Source organism: Acinetobacter psychrotolerans (assembly GCF_048552595.1).
GTDB lineage: Bacteria > Pseudomonadota > Gammaproteobacteria > Pseudomonadales > Moraxellaceae > Acinetobacter.
This window is the reverse complement of the sequence record NZ_JBIMDK010000003.1, coordinates 193,965-217,481: the sequence shown is the minus strand read 5'-3', so window position 1 is coordinate 217,481 and position 23,517 is coordinate 193,965. Positions and strand designations below refer to the sequence as shown.

Genomic DNA, 23,517 nt, shown 5'->3' with positions numbered 1-23,517 from the left:
ATACAGTTTTAACTTTTTATTTTGCTTATTTAACAGTCTAATTTGATTAAAATAAATATTTTGATGACTAATAAAAAATAAATCAGGATTAAATTTTATTTAATCCTGATTTATCAATACTATACTTTTCACATGAATATTGTTTCATCTAAATAATAGCTCTATCATAAAGAAAGCCCTCTAAATCATAAACTTGATAAATACAATCAAATAATGATCGAATATCTTCACTTTCATCCATATTACGCATTGCTAAAAAAATTGGACTTTTTGCAAAATCATCTAGAATTGGAATATAGTTTAAGTTGGGTAGTTGGATCGTTCTAGCACTTTCCGGAACAATGCAAGCACCTTCTCCTGCTGCAACGAGACCTAAAGCTAATTGAATTTCACGAACTTCTTTTAAATTTTTAGGATCTAAGCCATGCTCAGAAAAAATTTGACGTACTTGTGTCGAAAAATTTGGCTTCGGATGAATGGGGTATAAGAATAAATTTTCATCTTCAACTTCTGATAAATACACACCCGCTGCTTGTGTAGATAAATGATGACTACTATGTATTGCCAATAATAAAGGTTCTTCTCGCAATAAAACACGTCTTATTGCAGGATCTGAGATTCTTAAACGACCGAATCCGACATCAATGCGTCCTTCTTTTAGCGCTTGAATTTGATCCTTTGTACTCATTTCGACCAATTCAATTTTTAAATGAGGTTGTTGTTGGCGAAACATATAAACAATTTTTGGCAATAGTCCGTATAACAAAGAGCCAACAAACCCCATGGTGACTGTTTTTTCCATCAATCCTACACGTTTAGTCATTGTCTTGATTTCTTCGGCATTAGACAAAAGTTTAACCGCATGCTGATAAAAAAATTGCCCCGCTTCCGTGGTCTTTAAAGGGCGACTTCCTCGCTCAAAAAGTTGAATTCCGAGTTCACTTTCAAGGTTTTGAATCTGCCGACTTAATGGTGGTTGCGCGATAAAAAGTTTTTCAGCCGCCTTGGTGAAACTTTGCTCCTCTACAACAGCAACAAAATAGCGTAAGTGTCTTAATTCCATGACTAACCTCATACCTTATAGGTATATTAAAATGCTAATTTGATCTTAGACAGACTCATATCATTCTTTTAAGGTATACCACATGAGCTGCTTAATGCAAGGTTGCGAAGCGTAAAATGTATAAATCTGTAGAAACACTGCTTGTCGAAATCCCAACTATCCGACCACATAAGATGGCTGTTGCGACGATGCAAACCCAAGTTCTTGTACTGATTAAAGTCACCACAGAAGATGGCTTTATTGGTTGGGGCGAAGCAACCACCATTGGCGGTTTAGGTTATGGCGATGAAAGCCCTGAAAGTGTTAAAACCAATATTGATACCTATTTTGCTCCGCTATTGAAATCTCTTTCTGGTCTCAATGTCGCTCAAACGATTCAGACAATTAAGAAAAATATTAATGGCAATCGTTTTGCAAAATGTGCGATTCAAACTGCGCTAATCGATATTCAAGCGCAACGCTTAGGTTTACCACTCAGTGAATTACTTGGTGGTCGTCTACGAAATAGTATCCCTGTACTGTGGGTATTGGCATCTGGCGATACGGCTAAAGATATTGCCGAAGCAGAACAAATGATTGCAGCAAAACGCCACAATTTTTTCAAACTCAAAATTGGATCACGTTCAGTAGAAGCTGATGTAGAGCATGTACTTGCGATTAAAAAAGCGCTTGGTGCTGATATTTCAATTCGTGTTGATGTCAATCGTGCATGGTCTGAACTTGAAGCAATTCAAGGTATTCAGCTTTTGCAAAATGGTGGTATCGACCTGATCGAACAGCCTTGTGCAATTGACAATATTGATGCAATGCAAAGACTGACGCGCAAGTTTGATATCGCCATTATGGCAGATGAATCTTTATATGGTCCTCACAGTGCTTACCTACTGGCAAAACAAAATGCAGCCTCTGTCTTCGCTGTAAAAATTGCACAGTCTGGTGGACTCACGGAAGCCTGCGAAATTGCCAAGATTGCAAAACTTGCAGGGATAGACCTTTACGGTGGAACGATGCTGGAAGGTCCTATCGGGTCGATCGCATCGGCACATGTGTTCTCTACATTTGAAAATTTAGCGTATGGCACTGAATTATTTGGTCCATTACTACTGACTGAAGATATTTTAAAAACGCCACTGCAATATCAAAATTTTGAACTTGTTATTCCAACAGGTGCAGGTCTCGGTATTGAAGTCGATGAAGACAAAATTGATAACTTACGTCGTCATTAAAGATTGATTTTAACAGGAGCTGAATATGCTTTTCCAAGTACGCATGGATGTAAACATCCCTCGTGATATGCCAACTGAACAAGCCAATGAAATTAAAGCGGTTGAAAAGGCATATTCACATGAATTACAGCGCCAAGGTAAGTGGCGTCATATTTGGCGCATTACAGGTCAGTATTCAAACACCAGTATTTTTGATGTGGAAAGTAACGAAGAACTACACAGCATTTTGCAAGGTCTTCCGCTTTATCCATATATGAATATCGAAGTAATGGCTTTAAATCGCCACCCATCTTCTATTCGAGGTGATGACAGTTAAGTGATCTGCTGATCGCTGTATATCACAACATTTTAAAGCTTTATTTTTAGAAAATTGTTTACAAAGTCATTATTTAACAAGGAATGTGGCAAGCAAAGGAGCCAGCATCTTAGGAAGCAAGCATCGCAAGCCACGTAAAAAACCTCTCATACTTAAGGAGCATTAGTATGAACCGCCAAGAAATCGATAAATTAGTAAAACAAATGAATGTGGATACTGCAACAGGTTCTGTTGATACCCGTGTTCAACAAATTGTGGTTCGTTTAGTAGGTGATCTATTTCAAGCAATTGAAGATTTAGATATTTCACAAACTGAATTGTGGAAAGGTCTTGAGTATTTCACCGATGCAGGTCAAGCCAATGAATTGGGTCTACTTGCAGCAGGTTTAGGTTTAGAGCATTACTTAGATTTACGTGCAGATGAAGCAGATGCTAAAGCAGGTATCACGGGTGGTACACCACGTACCATCGAAGGCCCATTATATGTAGCAGGCGCACCTGAAACAGTTGGTTTTACTCGCATGGATGATGGTTCAGAATCTGCAACAATTGATGCATTAATTATTGAAGGTACAGTGACTGACACTGAAGGCAATGTTATTCCAAATGCTAAAGTTGAAATTTGGCATGCCAACAGCTTAGGTAACTATTCATTCTTTGATAAATCTCAGTCTGACTTTAATCTTCGTCGTACTGTTCTTGCGGATGCTGAAGGTCAATATGTTGCTCAAACAACAATGCCTGTTGGTTATGGCTGCCCTCCACAAGGAACAACTCAATTTGTACTAGACAAATTAGGTCGTCACGGTAATCGCCCTTCTCATGTCCATTATTTCATCTCTGCACCTGGTTATCGCAAGCTTACAACTCAGTTCAATATCGAAGGTGATAAGTACCTTTGGGATGACTTTGCATTTGCAACGCGTGATGGTTTAGTCGCTACTGCTGTTGATGTTACAGATGAAGCTGAAATTACACGCCGCAAATTAGATAAAGCATTCAAACACATTCAGTTCAATGTTGAACTTGTAAAAGAACAAGCTGCAGCACCTACAACTGAAATTGATCGTCGTCGCGTAAGCGCTTAATCATTTAGCAATAGAAACCAAGATGTCTTTTCAATGACATCTTTGGTGACTTCCTCACATTGGAAAGTCGGAGAACGGACATGCCTCGTATTCCTGTAATTAACACCAGCCATTTAGATCGTATTGATGAGTTACTTGTCGATAATGCTGAAACTGGTGAATTCAAACTACATCGTTCAGTTTTTACTGACCAAGCCTTATTTGACTTAGAGATGAAATACATCTTCGAAGGTAATTGGGTTTACTTGGCACATGAAAGCCAGATTCCGAATAATAACGATTATTACACCACACATATTGGTCGCCAACCGATTGTGATTGCACGCAATCGCAATGGTGAATTAAATGCAATGATCAATGCGTGTTCACACCGTGGCGCACAGCTTTGTCGTCATAAACGTGGCAATAAAGCAACTTATACATGCCCTTTCCATGGTTGGACATTTAATAACTCAGGTAAATTACTCAAAGTTAAAGATCCAACAGATGCAGGCTATTCAGATTGTTTCAATAAAGAAGGTTCACACGACCTTAAAAAAGTTGCTCGTTTCCAAAATTACAAAGGCTTCTTGTTTGGTAGCTTAAATCCTGATGTTCCATCACTAGAAGAGTTCTTGGGTGAGACCACTAAAATCATCGATATGATTGTGGATCAATCTGAACAAGGCTTAGAAATTTTACGTGGTTCATCAACCTATACCTATGACGGTAACTGGAAACTGACTGCTGAAAATGGCGCAGATGGTTATCACGTTTCTGCCGTACATTGGAACTATGCAGCGACCACTCAACAACGTAAAGAAAAAGAAGCTGCAGATAATGTCCGTGCAATGAGCGCTGGTGCATGGGGCAAGCAAGGTGGTGGCTGTTACGGTTTTGAAAACGGTCACATGCTACTTTGGACACAATGGGCAAACCCCGAAGATCGTCCAAACTTCCCTAAAGCTGAAGAATATACCGAAAAATTCGGTGCGCCGATGTCAAAATGGATGATCGAGCGTTCACGTAATCTTTGCTTATATCCAAACGTATATTTCATGGATCAGTTCGGTTCACAAATTCGTGTACTACGCCCTATTTCTGTGAATAAAACTGAAGTTACGATCTACTGCATCGCACCGATTGGTGAAGATAAAGAATCTCGTACCCGTCGTATTCGCCAATATGAAGATTTCTTTAATGCTTCAGGTATGGCAACCCCAGATGATCTAGAAGAATTCCGTGCATGCCAAGCAGGTTATGCAGGTATTGATATTGAATGGAATGATATGAGCCGTGGTGCAAAACACTGGGTACATGGTCCAGATGATGCAGCAAATGAAATTGGTTTAAAACCACTGCTCAGCGGTATCAAAACTGAAGATGAAGGTTTATACCTTGCACAGCATCAATACTGGCTTAAAACAATGAAACATGCAATTTCAGCTGAAAAGGAATTAGCAATCACTGAAGGAGAAAGTGCATGAATACAGCCGTGATTTTAGATCAAACATCTTTAGAAAATATTGCACAATTTCTTTATCAAGAAGCCCGTTTTTTAGATGATGAGCAATGGGATGATTGGTTACAGTGTTATGCGCCTTGTGCACAATTCTGGATGCCTGCTTGGGATGACAATGACACCTTGGTGGAAGATCCTGAAACTGAAATTTCACTGATTTATTATCCAAATCGTCAAGGTTTAGAAGACCGCGTTTTCCGTATTAAAACTGAACGCTCTTCTGCAACCATGCCAGATACACGTACTAGCCATAATCTTTCAAATATTGAAGTGGTTGAACGTGACGGCAACAAAGTGACCGTGCGCTTTAACTGGCATACCTTAAGCTTCCGTTACAAAACCAATTATAGCTATTTTGGCATGTCACGCTATGTCATCGATTTCTCTGGTGAACAACCAAAAATCGTAGATAAATACGTCGTACTCAAGAATGACTATATCAATCAAGTGATTGATATATATCACCTCTAATTCAGCAACTCTCTCAGCAGAACACTTTTTTGCTGAGAGATTCAAATATTAATTTTGAAAGGATTTCTCCCATGTCTAGTCATAACATTGCACTACAATTTGAAGATGGCGTTACTCGTTTTATTTCTGTTGCTCAGAACGAAACTTTATCTGATGCTGCCTACCGTCAAAAAATTAATATTCCTTTAGATTGCCGTGATGGTGCATGTGGTACATGCCGTGCATTTTGTGAATCTGGCAGTTATGACATGCCTGAAGAAACTTATATTGAAGATGCACTTACCCCTGAAGAAGCTGAGCAAGGTTATATCTTAGCTTGCCAATGCAAACCAACCTCTGATGCCATATTTAAAATTGCAGCATCATCGGAAGTATGTAAAACAACAATTCACCAATTTCAAGGCACACTTGCACACGTAGAAAACTTGTCAGATTCAACCATTACTTTTGATATTCAATTGGATGAAGGACAACCAGATATTAACTTCCTTGCTGGACAATATGTGAATGTTGCTATTCCAGGAACTACTGAAACTCGTTCATATTCATTCAGCTCTAAACCGGGTCATCGTTTAACAGGCTTTGTAGTACGTAATGTTCCAAATGGAAAAATGAGTGAGTTTTTAAGTAAAACCGTTCAAGCTGGCGACAAAATGACCTTTACTGGCCCTTTTGGTAGCTTCTATTTACGTGATGTCATTCGTCCAGTGTTAATGCTTGCAGGCGGTACAGGTATTGCGCCATTTATGTCAATGTTACAAGTGCTTAACGATAAAGGCACCAATCAACCTGTTCGTTTAGTCTTTGGTGTGACCAATGATTTCGACCTTGTTGCTATTGAAAAATTAAATGAATTACAAGATAAATTCCCTTGGTTTGAATACCGTACTGTTGTTGCGCATCCTGATAGTCAACATGAACGCAAAGGTTATGTGACAGGTCATATCGAAAATGACTGGTTAAATAATGGCGATGTTGATATCTATCTATGCGGTCCAGTGCCGATGGTCGAAGCCGTTCGTGGTTGGTTAGACACCGAAGGTGTGAAGCCTAAAAACTTCTTATTTGAAAAATTCTCTGCAAACTAAGTCGGAGACAAAAATGTCAGATCGTCAAAGATTTCAAAATAAAGTCGTGATTGTGACTGGCGCAGCTCAAGGTATTGGTCGTGGTGTAGCACTCCAAGTCGCATCCGAAGGTGGTTTAGTCATCATGGCGGACCACTCAGATTACGTTCAGGATGTACTTGCTGAAATTCAAGCTGAAAGTGGTCAAGCCATTGTGGTTCAAGCTGATTTGGAAACCTATGCTGGCGCAGAAGCCGTTGTACAAGCTGCAATCACTGAACATGGTCGTATAGATATCTTGATCAATAATGTTGGCGGTGCAATTTGGATGAAACCCTTCCATGAATTCACCCCTACTGAAATTGAAAAAGAAGTCAGTCGCTCATTATTCCCAACACTTTGGTGCTGCAGAGCAGTATTGCCTGAAATGATTAAGAATCATAACGGTACAATTGTAAATGTTTCTTCAATTGCAACCTGTGGCATCAATCGTATTCCCTATTCTGCCTCTAAAGGTGGTGTGAACACGCTGACTCGTTCACTTGCCTTTGCACATGCCAAAGATGGTATCCGTGTGAATGCCGTAGCAACAGGTGGTACAGAAGCTCCTCCACGTAAAATACCAAGGAATAGCAAACCATTGACTGAACAAGATCAGGCATGGATGCAAGAAGTTGTTGATCAAACCATTGATCGTACATTCTTAGGACGTTATGGCACGATTCAAGAACAAGTTAATGCCATTCTTTTCCTCGCATCAGATGAATCATCATATATAACAGGTACTGTGGTTCCTGTTGGCGGTGGAGATCAAGGTTAATCCTTGATCTTTTTTACGATATAACAGGATCATTGCGCACGGAGGCCTTCAATGGCACACCTGTTTAAAACATTAAAACAAGATTGGTCTATTTCAGCGACGGTTGCAGGATTTTTAGCCGTGCTGATTTCCTATGCAGGACCGATGATTATTTTTTTCCAAGCCGCACAACAAGCAGATGTCTCTTCAAGCATGATGGCTTCATGGATTTGGGGAAGTTCAATTGGTGCTGCAATTACAGGAATTTTTTTATCCATAAAATTTAAAGCTCCTATTATTACCGCATGGTCTGCACCTGGTACGGCCTTATTGGTCGCATTATTTCCGCACATTTCATTGAATGAAGTTATTGCTGCCTATATCACTTCTGCCGTGATTATTTTACTTATTGGTATGACAGGTTCTTTCGATAAATTACTGAAATGGATTCCACAAGGCATAGCCGCTGGCATGATGGCAGGCATTCTATTTCAATTTGGTGTCGGACTCTTTAAGGCCACAGACAGTATGCCTTATGTGGTATTTGGCATGTTGGCTTGTTTTTTATTAGCAAAACGTTTTTCACCACGCTATGCCATTATTTGGGTGTTATTTTCAGGCATTCTCTTGAGTTTATTTTTTGGAAAAATGAACCCAGTTACAATGAGTTTTTCATTGGCAATTCCAGAGTTTATTTCACCTGAATGGACATGGTCTTCTACGCTTAATTTTGCAATTCCTTTGACCATTGTCAGTCTCACTGGGCAATTTTTACCAGGTATGGCGATTATAAAGTTAAGTGGTTACGACACCTCAGCTAAACCTATTTTAAGTGTTGCAAGCATTGTCTCTTTAGCTGTGGCTTTTGTAGGTGGCATCACCATTGTTTTGGCTGCCATTACTGCTGCACTTTGCACAGGAAAAGACTCACACGAATTAAAAGAAAAACGCTATATCGCAGGTATTGCGAATGGTATTTTCTATATTTTAGGTGGTTTGTTTGCTGGCAGTATTGTCATGCTTTTCAGTCTATTACCTAAAGAATTGGTCGCAGCACTCGCAGGTCTTGCATTACTAGGTGCAATTTCAACCAATATCACTGTAGCAATGAAAGATGAATCTCAACGAGATGCAGCACTCATTACATTTCTTGCCACCGTTTCTGGCATGCATTTTTTAGGGCTCAGCTCAGTATTTTGGGGCATTTGTATCGGAATGATCGCTCATTTGGTTTTAACCAAACGCGAACCGGCTACATCTGCTCAGCCTTCAACCCAAAGTTCTACTCAGGGTTAATCAGGCAACACGTTTGACAAGGAAAATTTTATGATCAATAAAAGCGCAGCCTCATTAACGGAAGCACTCTCTCAAATCAAAGATGGTTCTACCATCATGATTGGTGGTTTTGGTACTGCGGGACAACCTGCAGAACTGATTGATGGGTTAATTGAACTCGGAGTCAAAGATCTTATCATTATCAACAACAATGCAGGCAATGGCGATTATGGTCTAGCCAAACTCTTGAAATCGGGTGCTGTCAGTAAAATCATTTGCTCTTTTCCTCGTCAGTCTGATTCATATGTATTTGATGAAATCTACCGTGCAGGAAAAATCGAGCTTGAATTGGTTCCACAAGGTAATTTAGCCTGCCGTATTCAAGCTGCGGGAATGGGCTTAGGTCCAGTCTACACACCTACAGGTTTCGGAACATTACTTGCAGAAGGTAAACCGACGCTCAACTATGAAGGCAAAGACTACGTTTTAGAAAATCCCATTCGTGCCGATTTTGCCTTAATCAAAGCCCAACAAGGCGATCGTTGGGGAAATCTGGTATATCGCAAAGCTGCACGTAACTTTGGTCCAATCATGGCAATGGCAGCAGATGTAACAATTGCACAAGTGGCTGAAATTGTAGAACTCGGTGTTTTGGACCCTGAACATATCATCACACCAGGTATATTCGTTCAGCATGTTGTTGCTGTAACCCCTACGCAAACCTCTACACAGTAATTGGATCGGGAAATTTAAAATGAGCTATAGCAAATTAACTCGTGACCAAATTGCTGAACGAGTTGCACAAGATATTCCAGATGGTGCTTATGTCAATTTAGGTATTGGCTTACCCACTAAAATTGCAAGCTACCTACCTTCTAACAAAGATGTTTTTTTGCATTCTGAAAATGGCTTGTTGGCATTTGGCCCACCACCTGCTGAAGGTGAAGAAGACCCTGAGCTCATTAATGCAGGTAAAGAATTTGTGACTTTACTCAACGGCGGTGCCTATTTTCACCACGGTGATTCTTTTGCCATGATGCGTGGTGGTCACTTAGATATTGCGGTACTGGGTGCATTCCAAATTGCCGAAAATGGTGATTTGGCAAATTGGCATACTGGTGCACCTAATGCAATTCCTGCAGTCGGTGGTGCAATGGATTTAGCTGTCGGCGCGAAGAAAGTCTTTATTACTACAGACCATGTGACTAAACAAGGCGAAGCAAAAATCGTTGCTGAACTATCTTATCCTGCCACAGGTTTAAAATGTGTAGACCGCATTTATACCGACCTATGTGTGATTGATGTCACTGCGGATGGTATGAAAGTCATTGAAAAAGTTGATGGTTTAAGTTTTGACGAATTGCAGTCGATGACGGGTGCAAAATTGATTGATGCGACTCACTAATTTAAGAATCCTCCCTAGATCCTATTTCAGAAAGAACTTCTCCTTTTTCAAAATTTAGGAGAATTTTGTCAATAGGTATCCATTCCAAATTGGAAAGTTTCCCTCCTTTCATGAGGGATTAAGGGAGGAGCTTATACAGATTGAATATGGAAAATAAAATATGAAAAATGCATACATTATCGATGCCATCCGCACCCCATTTGGTCGCTATGCAGGTGGCTTAGCCCCGATTCGTGCAGATGACCTTGGTGCATTACCGATTAAAGCCTTAATGGAACGTAATCCATCGGTGAATTGGGAGCTAGTGGATGACGTGATTTACGGCTGTGCTAATCAAGCTGGTGAAGATAATCGTAATATCGGTCGCATGTCTGCACTATTGGCAGGCGTACCTTTCCAAGTTCCTGCAACCACTATTAATCGTTTATGCGGTTCGTCAATGGATGCTATTGCGATTGCTGCACGTACCATTAAAGCAGGTGAAGCAGATTTAATCATTGCAGGTGGTGTGGAATCTATGTCACGCGCCCCATTGGTCATGGGTAAATCTGAAACTGCCTTTGATCGTGCTCAAAAACTTGAAGACACCACTATGGGTTGGCGTTTTATCAATCCTAAGCTAAAAGAAATGTATGGCGTAGAAACTATGCCGCAAACGGCTGAAAATGTTGCAGCACAATTTAATGTCAATCGCGCAAACCAAGATGCATTTGCTTTAGCAAGCCAGCAACGTACAGCAGAGGCACAAGCACGTGGTTTCTTCGATAAAGAAATTATAGCTGTCTCTATTCCACAGCGTAAAGGCGAGCCAGTGATTGTTGCGAAGGATGAACATCCACGTGCAACCACACTTGAAGCCTTAACCAAGCTAAAACCTGTAGTGAAGGCAGATGGTACGGTAACTGCAGGAAATGCATCAGGCATTAATGATGGCGCATGTGCATTGTTAATTGCATCAGATGAAGCCATTGAAAAATATAATTTAAAACCTCGTGCCAAAATTATTGCTGCAACATCCGTAGGTGTTGAACCACGGATTATGGGTTTTGCGCCATCGCCTGCCATTCAGAAATTATTAAAACAAACAGGTTTAACCATTGAACAAATGGATGTGATTGAGCTGAATGAAGCTTTTGCAGCCCAAGCCTTAGCAGTGACTCGTGATTTAGGCATTGCTGATGGTTCAGAACAAGTGAATCCGAATGGTGGAGCAATTGCCATTGGTCATCCATTGGGTGCATCAGGCGCACGTTTAGTCACCACAGCCCTTAATCAACTTGAAGCAACATCAGGAAAATATGCACTATGTTCAATGTGTATTGGTGTTGGACAAGGGATTGCTTTGATTATTGAACGCGTCTAAACCAAAATTATTACAATATTTCTCTCATCTTTAGATGTGAGAAATATTGTTTCGCAAGAGGAGCTTTTCCATGCCAACACTTCATTCAAACAATGCCACCATCCACTATCAAACTTTTGGTGAATTATCCAAACCTGCGCTCATATTTTCAAATTCGTTAGGTACCCAATTTAATATGTGGCAAGCGCAAATTGATCATTTTAAAAAAGATTATTTTGTGATTTGTTACGACACTCGTGGTCATGGCGAATCCTCTGCCCCACAAGGACCTTATAGTCTTGATGAATTGGGACAAGATGTCATTCGTGTTTTAGATGACTTAAATATTGAAAAAGCTTTTTTCTGTGGTATTTCAATGGGTGGCTTAACAGGTCAGTGGCTTGCAATTCATCAACCTGAACGTTTTCATCGCGTTATTGTTTGCAATACAGCAGCTAAAATTGGTCAGGAACAAGCATGGTTAGATCGCGCAAAATTAGTTCGTGAGCAAGGGTTACAACCGATTTCTGAGACTGCTGCAAGCCGTTGGTTTACAGAGTCATTTATAAAAGATCGTAAAAAAGTGGTTGAAGTACTGACTCAAGATCTAGCTTCAAGCAGTGCAGAAGGTTATGCAAGTTGCTGTGAAGCCTTGGCAAAAGCAGATTTACGTGAAAAATTAAAAGAAATTTCAATTCCTGTTTTAATCATTGCTGGTCAAAAAGACCCTGTCACAACCGTTGCAGATGGGCAGTTTATGGTGAATAACATTAAACGCAGTGCGATGTTTGAAATTAATGCTTCTCATATTTCAAATATTGAACAACCTGCTGATTTTAATGATGCAATAGAACAATTTATACACTAATATTCGCAGATGAATGAGCAAGTGAATATTTTTAATATTAAAGTTCAGTTAAATCTTAAAAGCCTCAATTGAAATAATTGGGGCTTTTAAGATTTGAAGTTATGACACAAATTTAAGATGGGTTAACTCAGGTGTGATTACCCATAAATCGAGATTTAACAAATGAATAAGGCTATATCCTAAATATAAAAAATTCTTCCTATTTGATAAAATATAATCATTAAATACAAAAAAAATTAGAGTATATTTAACTATTCTCATAAATTAACAGTAATTACAACCTTAAAACCGTTTTGTTTTCTCATCATAAATGATCACTTATGTGGATAAATTGTGCATTTTTAATCATGGCTCATTATTAATCCATAAAATAAAAACATCTAAATTCATTCCAAAAAGATGTGCTTAGACTCAGAAATAAAATGTGAATAATAAAGCCAATTCAGAGAGAAGGAAATTCTATGAGTGAAACACATACCTATCAACCACATGAAAAACGTGATCGTGTCATGGCGATTGTCGGTGCTGCATCAGGTAATTTAGTAGAATGGTTTGACTTCTATATCTATGCCGCATTTGCAGTTTATTTCACACATGCACTGACTGCACCAGACATGAGTGACTCGACCAAAGCCATTTATGTTTGGGGTGTATTTGCTGCAAGTTTTTTTATGCGCCCAATCGGGAGTTGGTTATTTGGCTGGATTGGAGATACTTATGGACGTAAAAACTCCATGGTGATTTCTATTACACTCATGGCAATTAGTTCATTTCTATTTGCAGCCTTACCTACCTATGAACAAGTGGGGATGTTAGCGCCATTTTTATTACTTGCAGTACGACTATTACAAGGGCTTTCCGTTGGTGGCGAATACGGAACTGTCGCCACATATATGAGTGAAGTGGCACTAAAAGGTCAACGTGGATTTTATTCATCTTTTCAATACGTAACATTGTCTGGCGGACAACTTCTCGCAAGTGCATTAGGTGTCATCATGCTCGCATTGATGAGCAAAGAGCAGCTGATGAATGGCGGATGGCGAATTCCATTTATTATTGGTGGTGTGGTCGCTATTCTGTCTTTTTTTGCCCGTCGTCATTTAAAGGAAACGCTTTCCAAAGATGATAGTGTCAAAGAAGAATCAGGCAGCCTGAAAGAGTTATTTAAAAATAATTTCTCTACTTTTCTATTGGTCGTTGGCTACACCTCTGCGGGCTCACTCACATTCTATGTACTTACTGTTTATTCAAAAACTTACATCACTAGCTTAGGGTTTGATGACAAAATCTCTGGCTATATGATGACAGCTGCATTATTTGTATTTATGTGTGCACAGCCATTGTTCGGCATACTTTCAGACAAAATTGGACGGCGTGCCTCAATGATGCTATTCAGTATCACCTGTGCCATTTTTGTCTACCCTGTCATGGTCATTGCGATGCCACATTTCAGTGGTTCACCTGTGATTGTCACTTTATTATTAATTTTCTTGATGATGTGTCTAAGTTTCTATACCTCAATTAGTGGACTCGTTAAAGCAGAAATGTTTCCACCTCACATCCGAGCACTAGGTGTAGGTTTTGCTTACTCAGTTGGGAATGCAATCTTTGGAGGCTCTGCTCCTGCAGTTGCATTAAAACTAAAGGATATAGGTCATGAGTACAGCTTTTTCATCTATGTGATTGTCATGCTCATTATCTGTTTGTTTTGCAGTATGAAGTTACCCAAACAACCGAAATATCTACATCACGATCATTAATCTCATTCAAAAAAGGTCTATATTTACAGACCTTTTTCATATTCAAAATACTGTGGATGAAGTATCTGGTGTTCTAATGTACAATTCACACATAAATTTAACAACGTTTAATCAAAAAAATAGTGATGCTTTAAAAATAAAAACCAGTGATTACATTGCTTTAAAATTATAATCAATCACGCAATTACTCATCTAGCTTATGATCATTAAACTCATTCATATGCTTAGTTTTAGGATGATGATCAGAATGCCATGCTTTAAAAAAACTTATTGATAATAGCTTTAATCATTCTATAAAAAATAAATCCAAGAATAACCAATACATATAAAGGCCATATTGTTATAAGAATGACCAATAAATCTAAAATAAATTGCCATCCGTATTGGATACCACTCCAAGCACGTTTCCAGAAACCATCACCATTTAAACGTGCGACAGAATCAACATCCACATCCAAACTCTCACGTACCATTGCAGGCTGTTTAACCGCAATACTGATCGTACTAAAACGCACGCGGTCTTGAACTTCTAGCTGTGTTAAACGAGCAATTTCATTGAGTTGAGATTGCTTAGTACCATTTGCAATAGTCTGCGTTTGTGTCATTTTTTCTTCTAAAAGCTTCAATTCAAAGCGCTTAGCGGAATATTGCTGTTGGTTGAGGAAATACATTAATGGTAATAATTGGTTCACATATAACGCCGCTTTATCACTTGGCACACGTACAATGAGCTCAGCATGCGGATTCACTTTCTCAAATACTCGAATTTGACCATCAGCAATTTTTTGAGTTTGCGTATCTAAAACATCAAAACTAATGTTTTTTTGCTCAATAAAACCTCCTGCTTGAAACGTCAATTTATCAATTTCCAAAGCAGTTTTAACCACATCTTTTGCGGTAAAATCAACTTGGGCTTCGCGTACCATACGGCGCGCTTTTTCAGCTTGGCTCGCCTCAGTGGTGAGAATGATTTCTGGTTTTTGCTCCGTGACGGGCATTGTATCTGGGCTCGGCTCAACAGTTTGTTCTTCAACTTTGGTAACTGTTTCAGTAGCAGTTTGTTCAACAACTTGAGTATTTTGCGAAGATGAGCTTGAATCGGCAGCGGCTTCCTCATGTTTTTTAGAACATCCTGAAAGTAGCACTAAACTTAAAACAAGAATAAATAGTTTATTATTAATCATATTGTTTTCTATAAATGGTGATTATTAAAATTTTCAGCAGTATAAAGTATTTTATTATTTTCTGCCATGCATAAAAATACGACACCGAAATGTCGTATTTCCAACTATTGAATCTACGTTTTTAAAATAAAGTAGAGTTGTAAATTAACCTGCTTTACCTATTGCATCATTCGACTGAACTGAAATTTCTGAAATCATATTTTCAAATGAGAAAATTTCATCTAACTGCGCTTGCGTCAATAATCCTTGCTCAAGTACAACCTCTTGAATGGTTTTATTTTCTGCAATACATTGTTTACCAATCTCATCACATTTTGAATGCCCAAGAATCGGATCAAGTAAAGTGATAATCCCGACACTTCTCATCACAGCATCAAAACAAGTTTTTTCATTTGCAACAATGCCTTGTATACACTTTTCATCCAAAGTTTGAATACCATTAATAAGCAATTCGATGGATTCATTTAGTGAAACTGCAATCACAGGTTCCATAACATTGAGCTGTAATTGCCCTGCTTCTGCTGCAAAAGTAATAGTTAAATCATTACCAATGACTTTAAAAGCAATTTGATTGACGACTTCTGGAATCACAGGATTCACTTTTGCAGGCATAATAGATGAACCTGCTTGTAACTCAGGTAATCGAATTTCCCACAACCCTGTACGTGGTCCTGAACTAAGAAGACGTAAATCATTACAAATTTTAGAAAGTTTAACTGCCAAGCGTTTTAAAGTACTTGAAAGGATGATGAAAACACCACAATCACTTGTCGCTTCTACATAATCTTCAGCACCGATTAAATCTAATCCTGTGATTAATTTTAAACTTTCACTCACTTGTGCTGCATAACCATGTGGTGTATTCACACCTGTGCCAATCGCTGTTGCACCCAAATTAATTTCGAGTAAAAGTTCACGTGTTCTTTGAATTAAACGAACATCTTCTTTTAATAAAGTCGCAAATGCATGAAACTCTTGTCCTAAAGTCATAGGTACAGCATCTTGTAATTGAGTGCGGCCCATTTTTAAAACAAAATTAAATTCTGTCGATTTAATAATCAACGAGTGAATTAAATGGTTTATTTTTTCAAACAATACATCTAAAGAATAATAAGTTGCTAAACGCAATGCCGTTGGATATACATCATTGGTCGATTGAGATTTATTCACATCATCATTAGGATGAATAATGTCATAACGCCCTTTTGCATATCCTAAAGATTCTAAAGCAATATTAGCGATCACCTCATTGGCATTCATATTAATAGAAGTACCAGCACCGCCTTGAAAAACATCAGAAGGAAAAGCGTCTTTCCATTGCTCTGGATTTTCAATCAATTGATCGCAGGCAGCTTGAATCGCTTGGCTGATTTCATTGGAAATCTTATCAAATTGTAGATTCGTTTGAGCTGAAGCTTTTTTAACTTGCGCTAAAGCACGGATAAATAAACTTTGTTCACCTACCGTATGTGTTGAAATTTTAAAATTTTCTAAAGCTCTGAGAGTATGAATACCATAATAACTATTTATAGGAACGCCTTTCGCCCCTAATAAATCTTTTTCAATTCGGGTGGTTTCGGTATGGCCTGTATTCATTTAATCTACTCATATAATGCACCTCAATTGTGCAACTTATAAATTATATTACTATTCACCAATCTATCTACTAGTAAAATGCACCTTTTTTGATATATTTTCTAAAAAAAAGATTAAGATATATTAAATTTATTTTTTATGTGAATTATTTTTTGATTTAACCATGCGTGATGCTTAATCAATGTGTATATTTTTCAATCTTATTCCATTGTAAAAAAGATACTATGTACAACGAATAGTTCATTTATTATTATACAAATGACAACCACTCATCCGCTATTATCAAGTTACTCGTTCTATTTTGGATAGGTTCGCATTATTAGTTCATGCTTAATCAGTTCATAATCATCTTGCGGTTTTGCTGCTAAACCCTCAATAAACCATGCACCATCAGCCGCATAACGTAAGATTTTTAATTCAATGGCTTGATCTGTTGCTGCATGCTGAATAAGACGTTGTGCTAACCATCGATTCCACATATCACTAAAGGATTTATCCGTTATCACCGTCATACACAGCGCACTCCATGCCGAATTAACACCAATAGATTCACTACATAATGTGACATCTATATATGCACGAGTAAAACAGCCGTATGCTTGAGGATCATTTTCAATTTTATATTGAATTTCAGTATCCAAATGTCTAATTAATTCAGTAAGCATACTTACAATCAAAATTTGCTTATTGGCAAAATGATGGAAAACACCACCTTTTGTTACACCTGCTAAAGTCGCAACGGCTTGAATTGAAACCCCAGTAACTCCTTGTTCTGTTGCAAGTTGCATTGCACTTGATAAAATTTTCTGTCGAACCAATTCAGGATCTTTTTTGCGTTGATGTGCATTTAGCATCAGTCTATATACCTAAATCATTTATCTATATTGTTCACTAATTGCCGATGTACAAATACATTGGTGATATTGAAAAGTGGAAATCTAATAAAAATTAATGCCCCGTAGATGTTGAAAATAAATTAATCACAACAACGCCGGCAATAATTAAACCAATTCCGATCATCGCAGCAGCATCTAGACTTTGCTTAAAAATAAAGAAGCCAATTATTGCTGTCAGTACAATACCCACACCAGCCCATATTGCATATGCGATGCCTAAAGGTATAACTTTAATAACTTGTGAAAGTAGATAAAATGCAATACTAAAGAGCACCACAACTGCAAGCGATGGCCACAATTTAGTAAAGCCTTGCGATTTAACCAAAAAGGTTGATCCCGTCACCTCAGAAACTATAGCCAAACCTAGTAAAATATATGCGTAAATTAGAGAATTCATGATAAATAGTCAAAACATACCAACCAAACGGTATGTTAAAGTAATTTAAATATAAAATCAAATTTGATTAAATACTTAAAACGAATAGATCTTTTGCTCGAGCAAATTTTTGTCATTTTTGATTTATGCAGCCTTAATAAATAAAAAATTTATAGCTATACAAGTTTTTAGTAAACCACTAGAGCCAATACGATTAGAATCGATAAAAATTTATATTAAAACTTTTTAAATAATGAATATAAATAAATTAATTGGTAAAAAAAGGAGAAATATATTGTAAATTCTCCCCTTTAAAATATTTATAAACTTTAACTTGGATTCATAAAATAAAAAAAGGAAACCAATCCCATTAATGTAATACAGGATAAAACCAAATAAGTATTTAATGTATTGAAACTGCTAATAAATTTGAATATTTCCATTATTCTTCATCACAAAAAAATCAAAATCATATTTTATAATACTTTGTTATAATTTGTAATATTTTTAATTATTATTATAGAAAAAAACCGAAATAATTTCAAAATATTATACCTTAGTCGACCTATAATAATGTAATAACCTTATTTTATTAATCGGTAAATAATAACCATTATCAATTAACTACACTAATTTAGTAATAATAACATAAAATATCACTCTTTATTTTATTCTCATTTTGCTTTAGTCTATTTAAAATACATCGATTTCTATTTTTAATGTATAGAAGCTTCACTTAGATTTAAAGCTTCTATAGTAAATATAATATGATAAATCTCTTAAACCTATTGAACTGCACTCTCCTCAGCATTCTGATGGTTTAGATGGTTTGCTTGCTTTTTCTTGGCTTTTAATTTTTTATAGCAATAGCCTGCTAAAACACCAACACTGATGATTTTTAAAAGTTTCATATTTACCTTCCTTACTTAACTTAAATTCAGTCTGTATAACCTAACATTTGATCATGTAAGCATCTAAATCATTTTTGAAAGTCTTTTGTATAAAGTGCAAAGTTATGTGATTAGGTTGTACAAAAAAAATTCATCTTGAAAAAATAGTAAATTTAACTGATAATATCACCCAGCATTAAAAATAATAAAATCATACACTTAGGATGGGTCGTATAAAATTTTAAGTTACTTAATTTCAAAATGATGCTTTTCAGTCACCATCTTAATTTTAATATCTTTGTAAAATCTTAACATCGGATCTTGGTGATCTTTCTTGAGTGCATTGGCAAATTTATCTTCATTCATCAATTTTGCATAGGTTTTATAACCTATTTCTAAGACACTAGGTTTTCCACTAGTTGCTAAAAACTCTTCAATTCGTTTATTTACTTTTTTAACACTAATTTCCATTTATTCGACTCATAACAGCGGCAACTTCATTTTTTATAACAGTTTATTGTGACAATTCTGTTTAAATATTTTATTTTTACTTATATATGTTGTTGTAGTCTTTATTTTTACTTATATCAATAAAAATAATTTGAAATCCATTTCCCTATTCCTTGCATATTTACGTGATACTTAAATTTTAACTGCTGGAAATTTGTTGATGAAGACTTTGAAGAAAAACATCTGCATCGACCTTATTTTGGAACTTCCTATGATATGTACCATTTGCTCTTTGATTGTTTGGAGTGTATTCGATATCTATAGAAAAATTCTGTGTAATCATATTTTTAGAAACATGCACAGCAATAATATGAATCGAATTCAGGTAAAAACCATCTTCTATCTTGACCAACATTTTACAGCCTCAAACTTTTAACGCAGGGAGAAATAACAAAAAAAAGCTCATCGTTTGATGAGCTGATTGTTTAAATTAATTACAATAAATTTTACTTTATTTAGATTGGAATTGAAATTTTTTTGATCAACTTTATGTAACATCATTGATTTTGATCAGTATTTTCAACGAAAAAATAAGCAACTTAAAGATAGATTTCAACAATCGAATTCCACCAGATTGTCTGACATTTTCTAGATCAGCCTGATAGATTTGATGTTAGATTAAATAAATAGTGATTTGTATCACATTACATAATAAAGCGATTTGCTTAAATCTCTTTTACGGAGGTTATTGATATGAACTATTTAGTTATTTTAAATTCTGCTCATGATCACCATTTTGACGAAGTCAATAAACTCATCAATGATTATGATGCTTCAATTCGTGTAAATACATCTACTTGGTTAGTAAACACCACTTATGATACTGGTATTATTCGTCAACATTTAGCAAATATTATCAGTTTTCATGATTCTTTATTGGTATTCAAAATTGATCATCAACATTGTTTTATTAACAATTTGGATTTAAGCGATTGGTTAGAAGACATACAAAGTAATGAATTAATCACTATGTCTTAATTGATTTTTCTTTGATCATTAACTGAGTAAAATCTAAAAAAGCCACCTATTTTCATACGTAAATAGGTGGCTTGGTTAGATATTATTTCCCATTGAAGAATGTATAAACAATACGTTAGATACTCAGCATACTATTTAAGGTCTCACTCACATTCTTAGACTTCACTTGAGATTTTAATGCTTCAAGTGCAGCTTTCACTTCACTACGTTGTGGTTCTGCCAACGTATACCAACGTGTTAAGACTTGCAGTAAACGAGAACCAACAATTGGATTTTTCTCATCTAAATATTTCGCCAAATCGAGGAAATGCTGAACACCAAAACCCCATGCATTCACTGGATTTGCATTTAAACCACCACTCACGGCGCGAATACGATTCGGCACACCCAAATCATAATCTGTATGAGTGGTTAAATATTTAATGGTTTCTAGTGTCGCTTTCGGATGTGCAGCTTGAATCATAAACCATTGATCCATAGACAAAGCTTCATCTTTGAAACGATTATAGAAGTCTTGCAATACATCTTGAGCTTGTGGTGCATTATTCCAAACCAAGACTTTTAAAGCACCTAAACGCTCAGACATATTGCCTGTATTTTGGTACTGTTCATATGCTAAATCAAAGACATCTGCATCGCCCTGACGCGCCATAAAACTCAACATGATATTTTTCAACGCGCGAACACCCATTGCCTGAGAAAACTCATTTTGAGCAATAGGGTCAAGATCTGTATAAGTTTCTTTAGCAAAATTACCTAATTCATTTGCCAATTTATTTAAAAGTGCGTCTCGAGTTTCTTTCACTACGATTGGATTGTAATCCGTATCGATGCGGCTCGCTAAATATCCTTCTGAAGGGACATCAAATAAACGTGAAGCCAATAATGGATCTTTCGCAATAACAAGCGGTAATGTTTGTTTAATCGCTTTTACATAAACCTGAGCATCATGACCATTCAACAAAATACGCTCAAGCAAGGTTTGAGTCGCTTGCCATTGGTTAAAGCCGTTGGTTTCGTACTGTAATAAAAAGGCTAGTTCTTCATCTGAATAATTAAATTCAAGATTCACTGGTGCGGAAAAATTACGTAATAAAGACACAATAGGCTTTTCAGTCACACCTAAAAACTCAATCACCGCATCATCTTGGTCAAATAAATATACGCCATCTTTCACGTTATTTTCAACCAAAGCCGTCGAATGAAGTTCTTCCTGCTCACCCGTTTTTTCATTAAATATCGCCAGAGCCACTGGAATTGGAACGGCTTTTAAATTTGGATATTTAGGATGTGCTTTTAAGCTTTGCTTGAAGCTTAAACGATACGTTTGTTTTGCTGCGTCATACTCACCTTTGGCTTCTAGCTTCGGTGTACCTGGTTGGTTATACCAAATTAAAAAATTAGATAAATCTATACCTGAACCTGCACTTAATGCATCAACCCAATCCTCAACCGTCACTGCCTGACCATCGTGACGTTTAAAATATTCATCTGTACCTTGGCGGAATTTTTCTTTACCTAAGAAAGTCGCCATCATGCGGTTAATTTCAGCACCTTTTTCATATACGGTTGCTGTATAGAAATTATTGATTTCTACAAAATGATCTGGACGTGGCGGATGTGATAATGGACCTGCATCTTCAGGGAATTGATGTGCTTTTAAAACAGCAACATCATCAATACGTTGCACTGCAGCAGATTGTAAATCTTCCGAGAATGACTGGTCACGGAATACCGTCAAACCTTCCTTTAAACATAACTGGAACCAATCACGACACGTAATGCGGTTACCAGTCCAGTTATGAAAATATTCATGGGCAATCACAGACTGTACACGCATGATGGCAGCATCAGTTGTGTATTCTTCATCGGCCAAAACACACGATGTATTAAAGATATTTAAACCTTTATTCTCCATTGCACCCATATTAAATGCACTGGTTGCAACGATCATATAATTATCTAAATCGTATGGACGACCATAATGCTCTTCATCCCAACGCATAGAGTGCTTAAGCGCTTCCATAGCAATGTGGCATTTTGGAATATCTTTTTCTTCTGCATAAATTTCTAGTGCAACATCACGACCTTCTGAAGTGGTGTAACGATCGGTCAGCACGGCCAAATCACCAATCACACAAGCAAATAAATAACTTGGTTTTTTAGTTGGATCTTCCCAAATGGTATAATGACGACCTTCGCCTGCTTCACCTGCTTCAATTAAGTTACCATTGGCTAAAAGGACAGGATATTTTTTATCAGCTTCTACACGAGTAGTGAAAACAGACAATACATCTGGGCGGTCAGGATAAAAAGTAATTTTACGGAAACCTTCGGGCTCATTCTGTGTCACAAATAAATTGCCACTCGCCTGATATAAACCTTCAAGCTGAGTATTACTTTCAGGATGAATAACAACATCTATTTCTAAAGTCACCACATCTGGCGCATTGGCAATAACCAATTGTTCTGAATCCAATAAATAATCTGAAGTAGAAAGAAGCTGACCATTAAGTAGAATTTTTTTTAATTCAAGATCTCGACCTAGAAGTACCAATTCACCAACGGTTTGACGTTTCATCACTAATTTTGAACGGACTTGAGTATAATCATCATGTACTAAAATATCTAATTGAATAGATAAAACTTCAAATGTAGGTTTTTGATAATCTTTTAAATAAACAGTTTCATCTGCTTCGACCACTGGATTTGCCACGATATTCATATAATGCCCTAATCCTTTTTCTAAAATGTTAGACCTTTATTTCTGTATGGGAATATGCTGATCGATTCATCATACTCTTGCAGATTCAAGCTGTCTGTGTTTTCACCTTGGAGATTAATATGGGCGCAAGCAACCGAAATTTCAATTCAGAAATACATCTATTTTGAATTTTTTGTTGATA

Annotated in this window: 23 protein-coding genes; 14 read left to right on the top strand and 9 right to left on the bottom strand. The window is 37.0% G+C overall.

From position 1 onward, the window contains the following. Positions 1-148: 148 nt before the first annotated feature. Entirely contained in the window at positions 149-1,063 is a 915-nt protein-coding gene (locus tag ACG94X_RS04280; RefSeq protein WP_419382497.1) for a LysR substrate-binding domain-containing protein, read from the bottom strand. A gap of 116 nt (positions 1,064-1,179) precedes the next feature. Between ACG94X_RS04280 and ACG94X_RS04275 the strand changes: the two genes are divergently transcribed. The 13 genes from ACG94X_RS04275 to ACG94X_RS04215 all read left to right on the top strand — a co-directional run bounded on the left by ACG94X_RS04275 (position 1,180) and on the right by ACG94X_RS04215 (position 14,181). Beyond that, a complete protein-coding gene (locus ACG94X_RS04275; protein WP_419382496.1) occupies positions 1,180-2,289 on the top strand; it encodes a muconate/chloromuconate family cycloisomerase in 1,110 nt (369 codons plus the stop codon). 25 nt (positions 2,290-2,314) lie between these two features. Further along, positions 2,315-2,605 (top strand): muconolactone Delta-isomerase, encoded by a 291-nt coding sequence (gene catC, locus ACG94X_RS04270; protein ID WP_419382495.1) that lies wholly within the window; start codon positions 2,315-2,317, stop codon positions 2,603-2,605. Between the two features lie 167 nt (positions 2,606-2,772). After that, positions 2,773-3,693 (top strand): catechol 1,2-dioxygenase, encoded by a 921-nt coding sequence (catA, locus tag ACG94X_RS04265; protein WP_419382494.1) that lies wholly within the window; start codon positions 2,773-2,775, stop codon positions 3,691-3,693. A gap of 80 nt (positions 3,694-3,773) precedes the next feature. Continuing rightward, positions 3,774-5,159 carry a benzoate 1,2-dioxygenase large subunit gene (benA, locus tag ACG94X_RS04260; RefSeq protein WP_419382493.1) on the top strand — a complete coding sequence of 462 codons (1,386 nt, stop codon included), beginning with the start codon at positions 3,774-3,776 and terminating at the stop codon, positions 5,157-5,159. Beyond that, positions 5,156-5,665: a benzoate 1,2-dioxygenase small subunit gene (benB, locus tag ACG94X_RS04255; protein ID WP_419382492.1), complete on the top strand. Its 510-nt coding sequence runs from the start codon at positions 5,156-5,158 to the stop codon at positions 5,663-5,665. Before benA ends, benB begins: the two co-directional genes overlap by 4 nt. A gap of 71 nt (positions 5,666-5,736) precedes the next feature. Continuing rightward, positions 5,737-6,753: a benzoate 1,2-dioxygenase electron transfer component BenC gene (gene benC / locus ACG94X_RS04250; protein ID WP_419382491.1), complete on the top strand. Its 1,017-nt coding sequence runs from the start codon at positions 5,737-5,739 to the stop codon at positions 6,751-6,753. A 13-nt stretch (positions 6,754-6,766) separates the two neighbouring features. Beyond that, positions 6,767-7,552 (top strand): benzoate diol dehydrogenase BenD, encoded by a 786-nt coding sequence (gene benD, locus ACG94X_RS04245; RefSeq protein WP_419382490.1) that lies wholly within the window; start codon positions 6,767-6,769, stop codon positions 7,550-7,552. A gap of 51 nt (positions 7,553-7,603) precedes the next feature. Continuing rightward, on the top strand, positions 7,604-8,827 hold the full coding sequence (gene benE / locus ACG94X_RS04240) for a benzoate/H(+) symporter BenE (protein WP_419382489.1): 1,224 nt from the start codon (positions 7,604-7,606) through the stop codon (positions 8,825-8,827). 30 nt (positions 8,828-8,857) lie between these two features. Continuing rightward, positions 8,858-9,541, top strand: coding sequence for a 3-oxoacid CoA-transferase subunit A (locus tag ACG94X_RS04235; RefSeq protein ID WP_419382488.1), 684 nt, complete (start codon positions 8,858-8,860; stop codon positions 9,539-9,541). Positions 9,542-9,560: 19 nt separating this feature from the next. Then, positions 9,561-10,211 (top strand): 3-oxoacid CoA-transferase subunit B, encoded by a 651-nt coding sequence (locus ACG94X_RS04230; protein WP_419382487.1) that lies wholly within the window; start codon positions 9,561-9,563, stop codon positions 10,209-10,211. A 160-nt stretch (positions 10,212-10,371) separates the two neighbouring features. Beyond that, positions 10,372-11,574: a 3-oxoadipyl-CoA thiolase gene (gene pcaF / locus ACG94X_RS04225; protein WP_419382486.1), complete on the top strand. Its 1,203-nt coding sequence runs from the start codon at positions 10,372-10,374 to the stop codon at positions 11,572-11,574. Between the two features lie 70 nt (positions 11,575-11,644). After that, positions 11,645-12,421: a 3-oxoadipate enol-lactonase gene (pcaD, locus tag ACG94X_RS04220; protein WP_419382485.1), complete on the top strand. Its 777-nt coding sequence runs from the start codon at positions 11,645-11,647 to the stop codon at positions 12,419-12,421. Positions 12,422-12,882: 461 nt separating this feature from the next. Continuing rightward, positions 12,883-14,181: an MFS transporter gene (locus ACG94X_RS04215; protein WP_419382484.1), complete on the top strand. Its 1,299-nt coding sequence runs from the start codon at positions 12,883-12,885 to the stop codon at positions 14,179-14,181. 257 nt (positions 14,182-14,438) lie between these two features. On the opposite strand, the gene ACG94X_RS04210 is transcribed toward ACG94X_RS04215, so the two are convergent. From ACG94X_RS04210 to ACG94X_RS04180, 7 genes are all read right to left on the bottom strand, one after another. Beyond that, entirely contained in the window at positions 14,439-15,365 is a 927-nt protein-coding gene (locus tag ACG94X_RS04210) for a hypothetical protein (protein ID WP_419382483.1), read from the bottom strand. 144 nt (positions 15,366-15,509) lie between these two features. Then, complete coding sequence (locus tag ACG94X_RS04205) at positions 15,510-16,961, bottom strand: aspartate ammonia-lyase (protein ID WP_419382482.1); 1,452 nt, start codon at positions 16,959-16,961, stop codon at positions 15,510-15,512. Positions 16,962-17,257: 296 nt separating this feature from the next. Beyond that, positions 17,258-17,815 carry a TetR/AcrR family transcriptional regulator gene (locus ACG94X_RS04200; protein ID WP_419382481.1) on the bottom strand — a complete coding sequence of 186 codons (558 nt, stop codon included), beginning with the start codon at positions 17,813-17,815 and terminating at the stop codon, positions 17,258-17,260. A 94-nt stretch (positions 17,816-17,909) separates the two neighbouring features. Beyond that, positions 17,910-18,254 carry an SMR family transporter gene (locus tag ACG94X_RS04195; RefSeq protein ID WP_419382480.1) on the bottom strand — a complete coding sequence of 115 codons (345 nt, stop codon included), beginning with the start codon at positions 18,252-18,254 and terminating at the stop codon, positions 17,910-17,912. Positions 18,255-19,018: 764 nt separating this feature from the next. Further along, positions 19,019-19,144, bottom strand: a complete 126-nt coding sequence (locus ACG94X_RS04190) for a hypothetical protein (RefSeq protein WP_419382479.1) — start codon at positions 19,142-19,144, stop codon at positions 19,019-19,021. Between the two features lie 225 nt (positions 19,145-19,369). Further along, positions 19,370-19,594 carry a hypothetical protein gene (locus ACG94X_RS04185; protein ID WP_419382478.1) on the bottom strand — a complete coding sequence of 75 codons (225 nt, stop codon included), beginning with the start codon at positions 19,592-19,594 and terminating at the stop codon, positions 19,370-19,372. 178 nt (positions 19,595-19,772) lie between these two features. Then, positions 19,773-19,988: a hypothetical protein gene (locus ACG94X_RS04180; protein WP_419382477.1), complete on the bottom strand. Its 216-nt coding sequence runs from the start codon at positions 19,986-19,988 to the stop codon at positions 19,773-19,775. Between the two features lie 338 nt (positions 19,989-20,326). On the opposite strand from ACG94X_RS04180, the gene ACG94X_RS04175 reads away from it, so the two are divergent. Then, a complete protein-coding gene (locus ACG94X_RS04175; RefSeq protein WP_419382476.1) occupies positions 20,327-20,611 on the top strand; it encodes a hypothetical protein in 285 nt (94 codons plus the stop codon). Positions 20,612-20,726: 115 nt separating this feature from the next. Here ACG94X_RS04175 and pepN read toward each other — a convergent pair whose 3' ends face one another. Further along, the gene (pepN, locus tag ACG94X_RS04170) at positions 20,727-23,336 is read right to left on the bottom strand and encodes an aminopeptidase N (RefSeq protein ID WP_419382475.1); all 2,610 of its coding nucleotides are present in this window, start codon (positions 23,334-23,336) and stop codon (positions 20,727-20,729) included. Positions 23,337-23,517 lie beyond the last annotated feature (181 nt).

Coding starts and splice junctions, on each gene's coding strand:
- ACG94X_RS04280 (WP_419382497.1), bottom strand. CDS start 1,063: ATGGAATTAAGACACTTACGCTATTTTGTTGCTGTTGTAGAGGAGCAA.
- ACG94X_RS04275 (WP_419382496.1), top strand. CDS start 1,180: ATGTATAAATCTGTAGAAACACTGCTTGTCGAAATCCCAACTATCCGA.
- catC (WP_419382495.1), top strand. CDS start 2,315: ATGCTTTTCCAAGTACGCATGGATGTAAACATCCCTCGTGATATGCCA.
- catA (WP_419382494.1), top strand. CDS start 2,773: ATGAACCGCCAAGAAATCGATAAATTAGTAAAACAAATGAATGTGGAT.
- benA (WP_419382493.1), top strand. CDS start 3,774: ATGCCTCGTATTCCTGTAATTAACACCAGCCATTTAGATCGTATTGAT.
- benB (WP_419382492.1), top strand. CDS start 5,156: ATGAATACAGCCGTGATTTTAGATCAAACATCTTTAGAAAATATTGCA.
- benC (WP_419382491.1), top strand. CDS start 5,737: ATGTCTAGTCATAACATTGCACTACAATTTGAAGATGGCGTTACTCGT.
- benD (WP_419382490.1), top strand. CDS start 6,767: ATGTCAGATCGTCAAAGATTTCAAAATAAAGTCGTGATTGTGACTGGC.
- benE (WP_419382489.1), top strand. CDS start 7,604: ATGGCACACCTGTTTAAAACATTAAAACAAGATTGGTCTATTTCAGCG.
- ACG94X_RS04235 (WP_419382488.1), top strand. CDS start 8,858: ATGATCAATAAAAGCGCAGCCTCATTAACGGAAGCACTCTCTCAAATC.
- ACG94X_RS04230 (WP_419382487.1), top strand. CDS start 9,561: ATGAGCTATAGCAAATTAACTCGTGACCAAATTGCTGAACGAGTTGCA.
- pcaF (WP_419382486.1), top strand. CDS start 10,372: ATGAAAAATGCATACATTATCGATGCCATCCGCACCCCATTTGGTCGC.
- pcaD (WP_419382485.1), top strand. CDS start 11,645: ATGCCAACACTTCATTCAAACAATGCCACCATCCACTATCAAACTTTT.
- ACG94X_RS04215 (WP_419382484.1), top strand. CDS start 12,883: ATGAGTGAAACACATACCTATCAACCACATGAAAAACGTGATCGTGTC.
- ACG94X_RS04210 (WP_419382483.1), bottom strand. CDS start 15,365: ATGATTAATAATAAACTATTTATTCTTGTTTTAAGTTTAGTGCTACTT.
- ACG94X_RS04205 (WP_419382482.1), bottom strand. CDS start 16,961: ATGAATACAGGCCATACCGAAACCACCCGAATTGAAAAAGATTTATTA.
- ACG94X_RS04200 (WP_419382481.1), bottom strand. CDS start 17,815: ATGCTAAATGCACATCAACGCAAAAAAGATCCTGAATTGGTTCGACAG.
- ACG94X_RS04195 (WP_419382480.1), bottom strand. CDS start 18,254: ATGAATTCTCTAATTTACGCATATATTTTACTAGGTTTGGCTATAGTT.
- ACG94X_RS04190 (WP_419382479.1), bottom strand. CDS start 19,144: ATGAAACTTTTAAAAATCATCAGTGTTGGTGTTTTAGCAGGCTATTGC.
- ACG94X_RS04185 (WP_419382478.1), bottom strand. CDS start 19,594: ATGGAAATTAGTGTTAAAAAAGTAAATAAACGAATTGAAGAGTTTTTA.
- ACG94X_RS04180 (WP_419382477.1), bottom strand. CDS start 19,988: ATGTTGGTCAAGATAGAAGATGGTTTTTACCTGAATTCGATTCATATT.
- ACG94X_RS04175 (WP_419382476.1), top strand. CDS start 20,327: ATGAACTATTTAGTTATTTTAAATTCTGCTCATGATCACCATTTTGAC.
- pepN (WP_419382475.1), bottom strand. CDS start 23,336: ATGAATATCGTGGCAAATCCAGTGGTCGAAGCAGATGAAACTGTTTAT.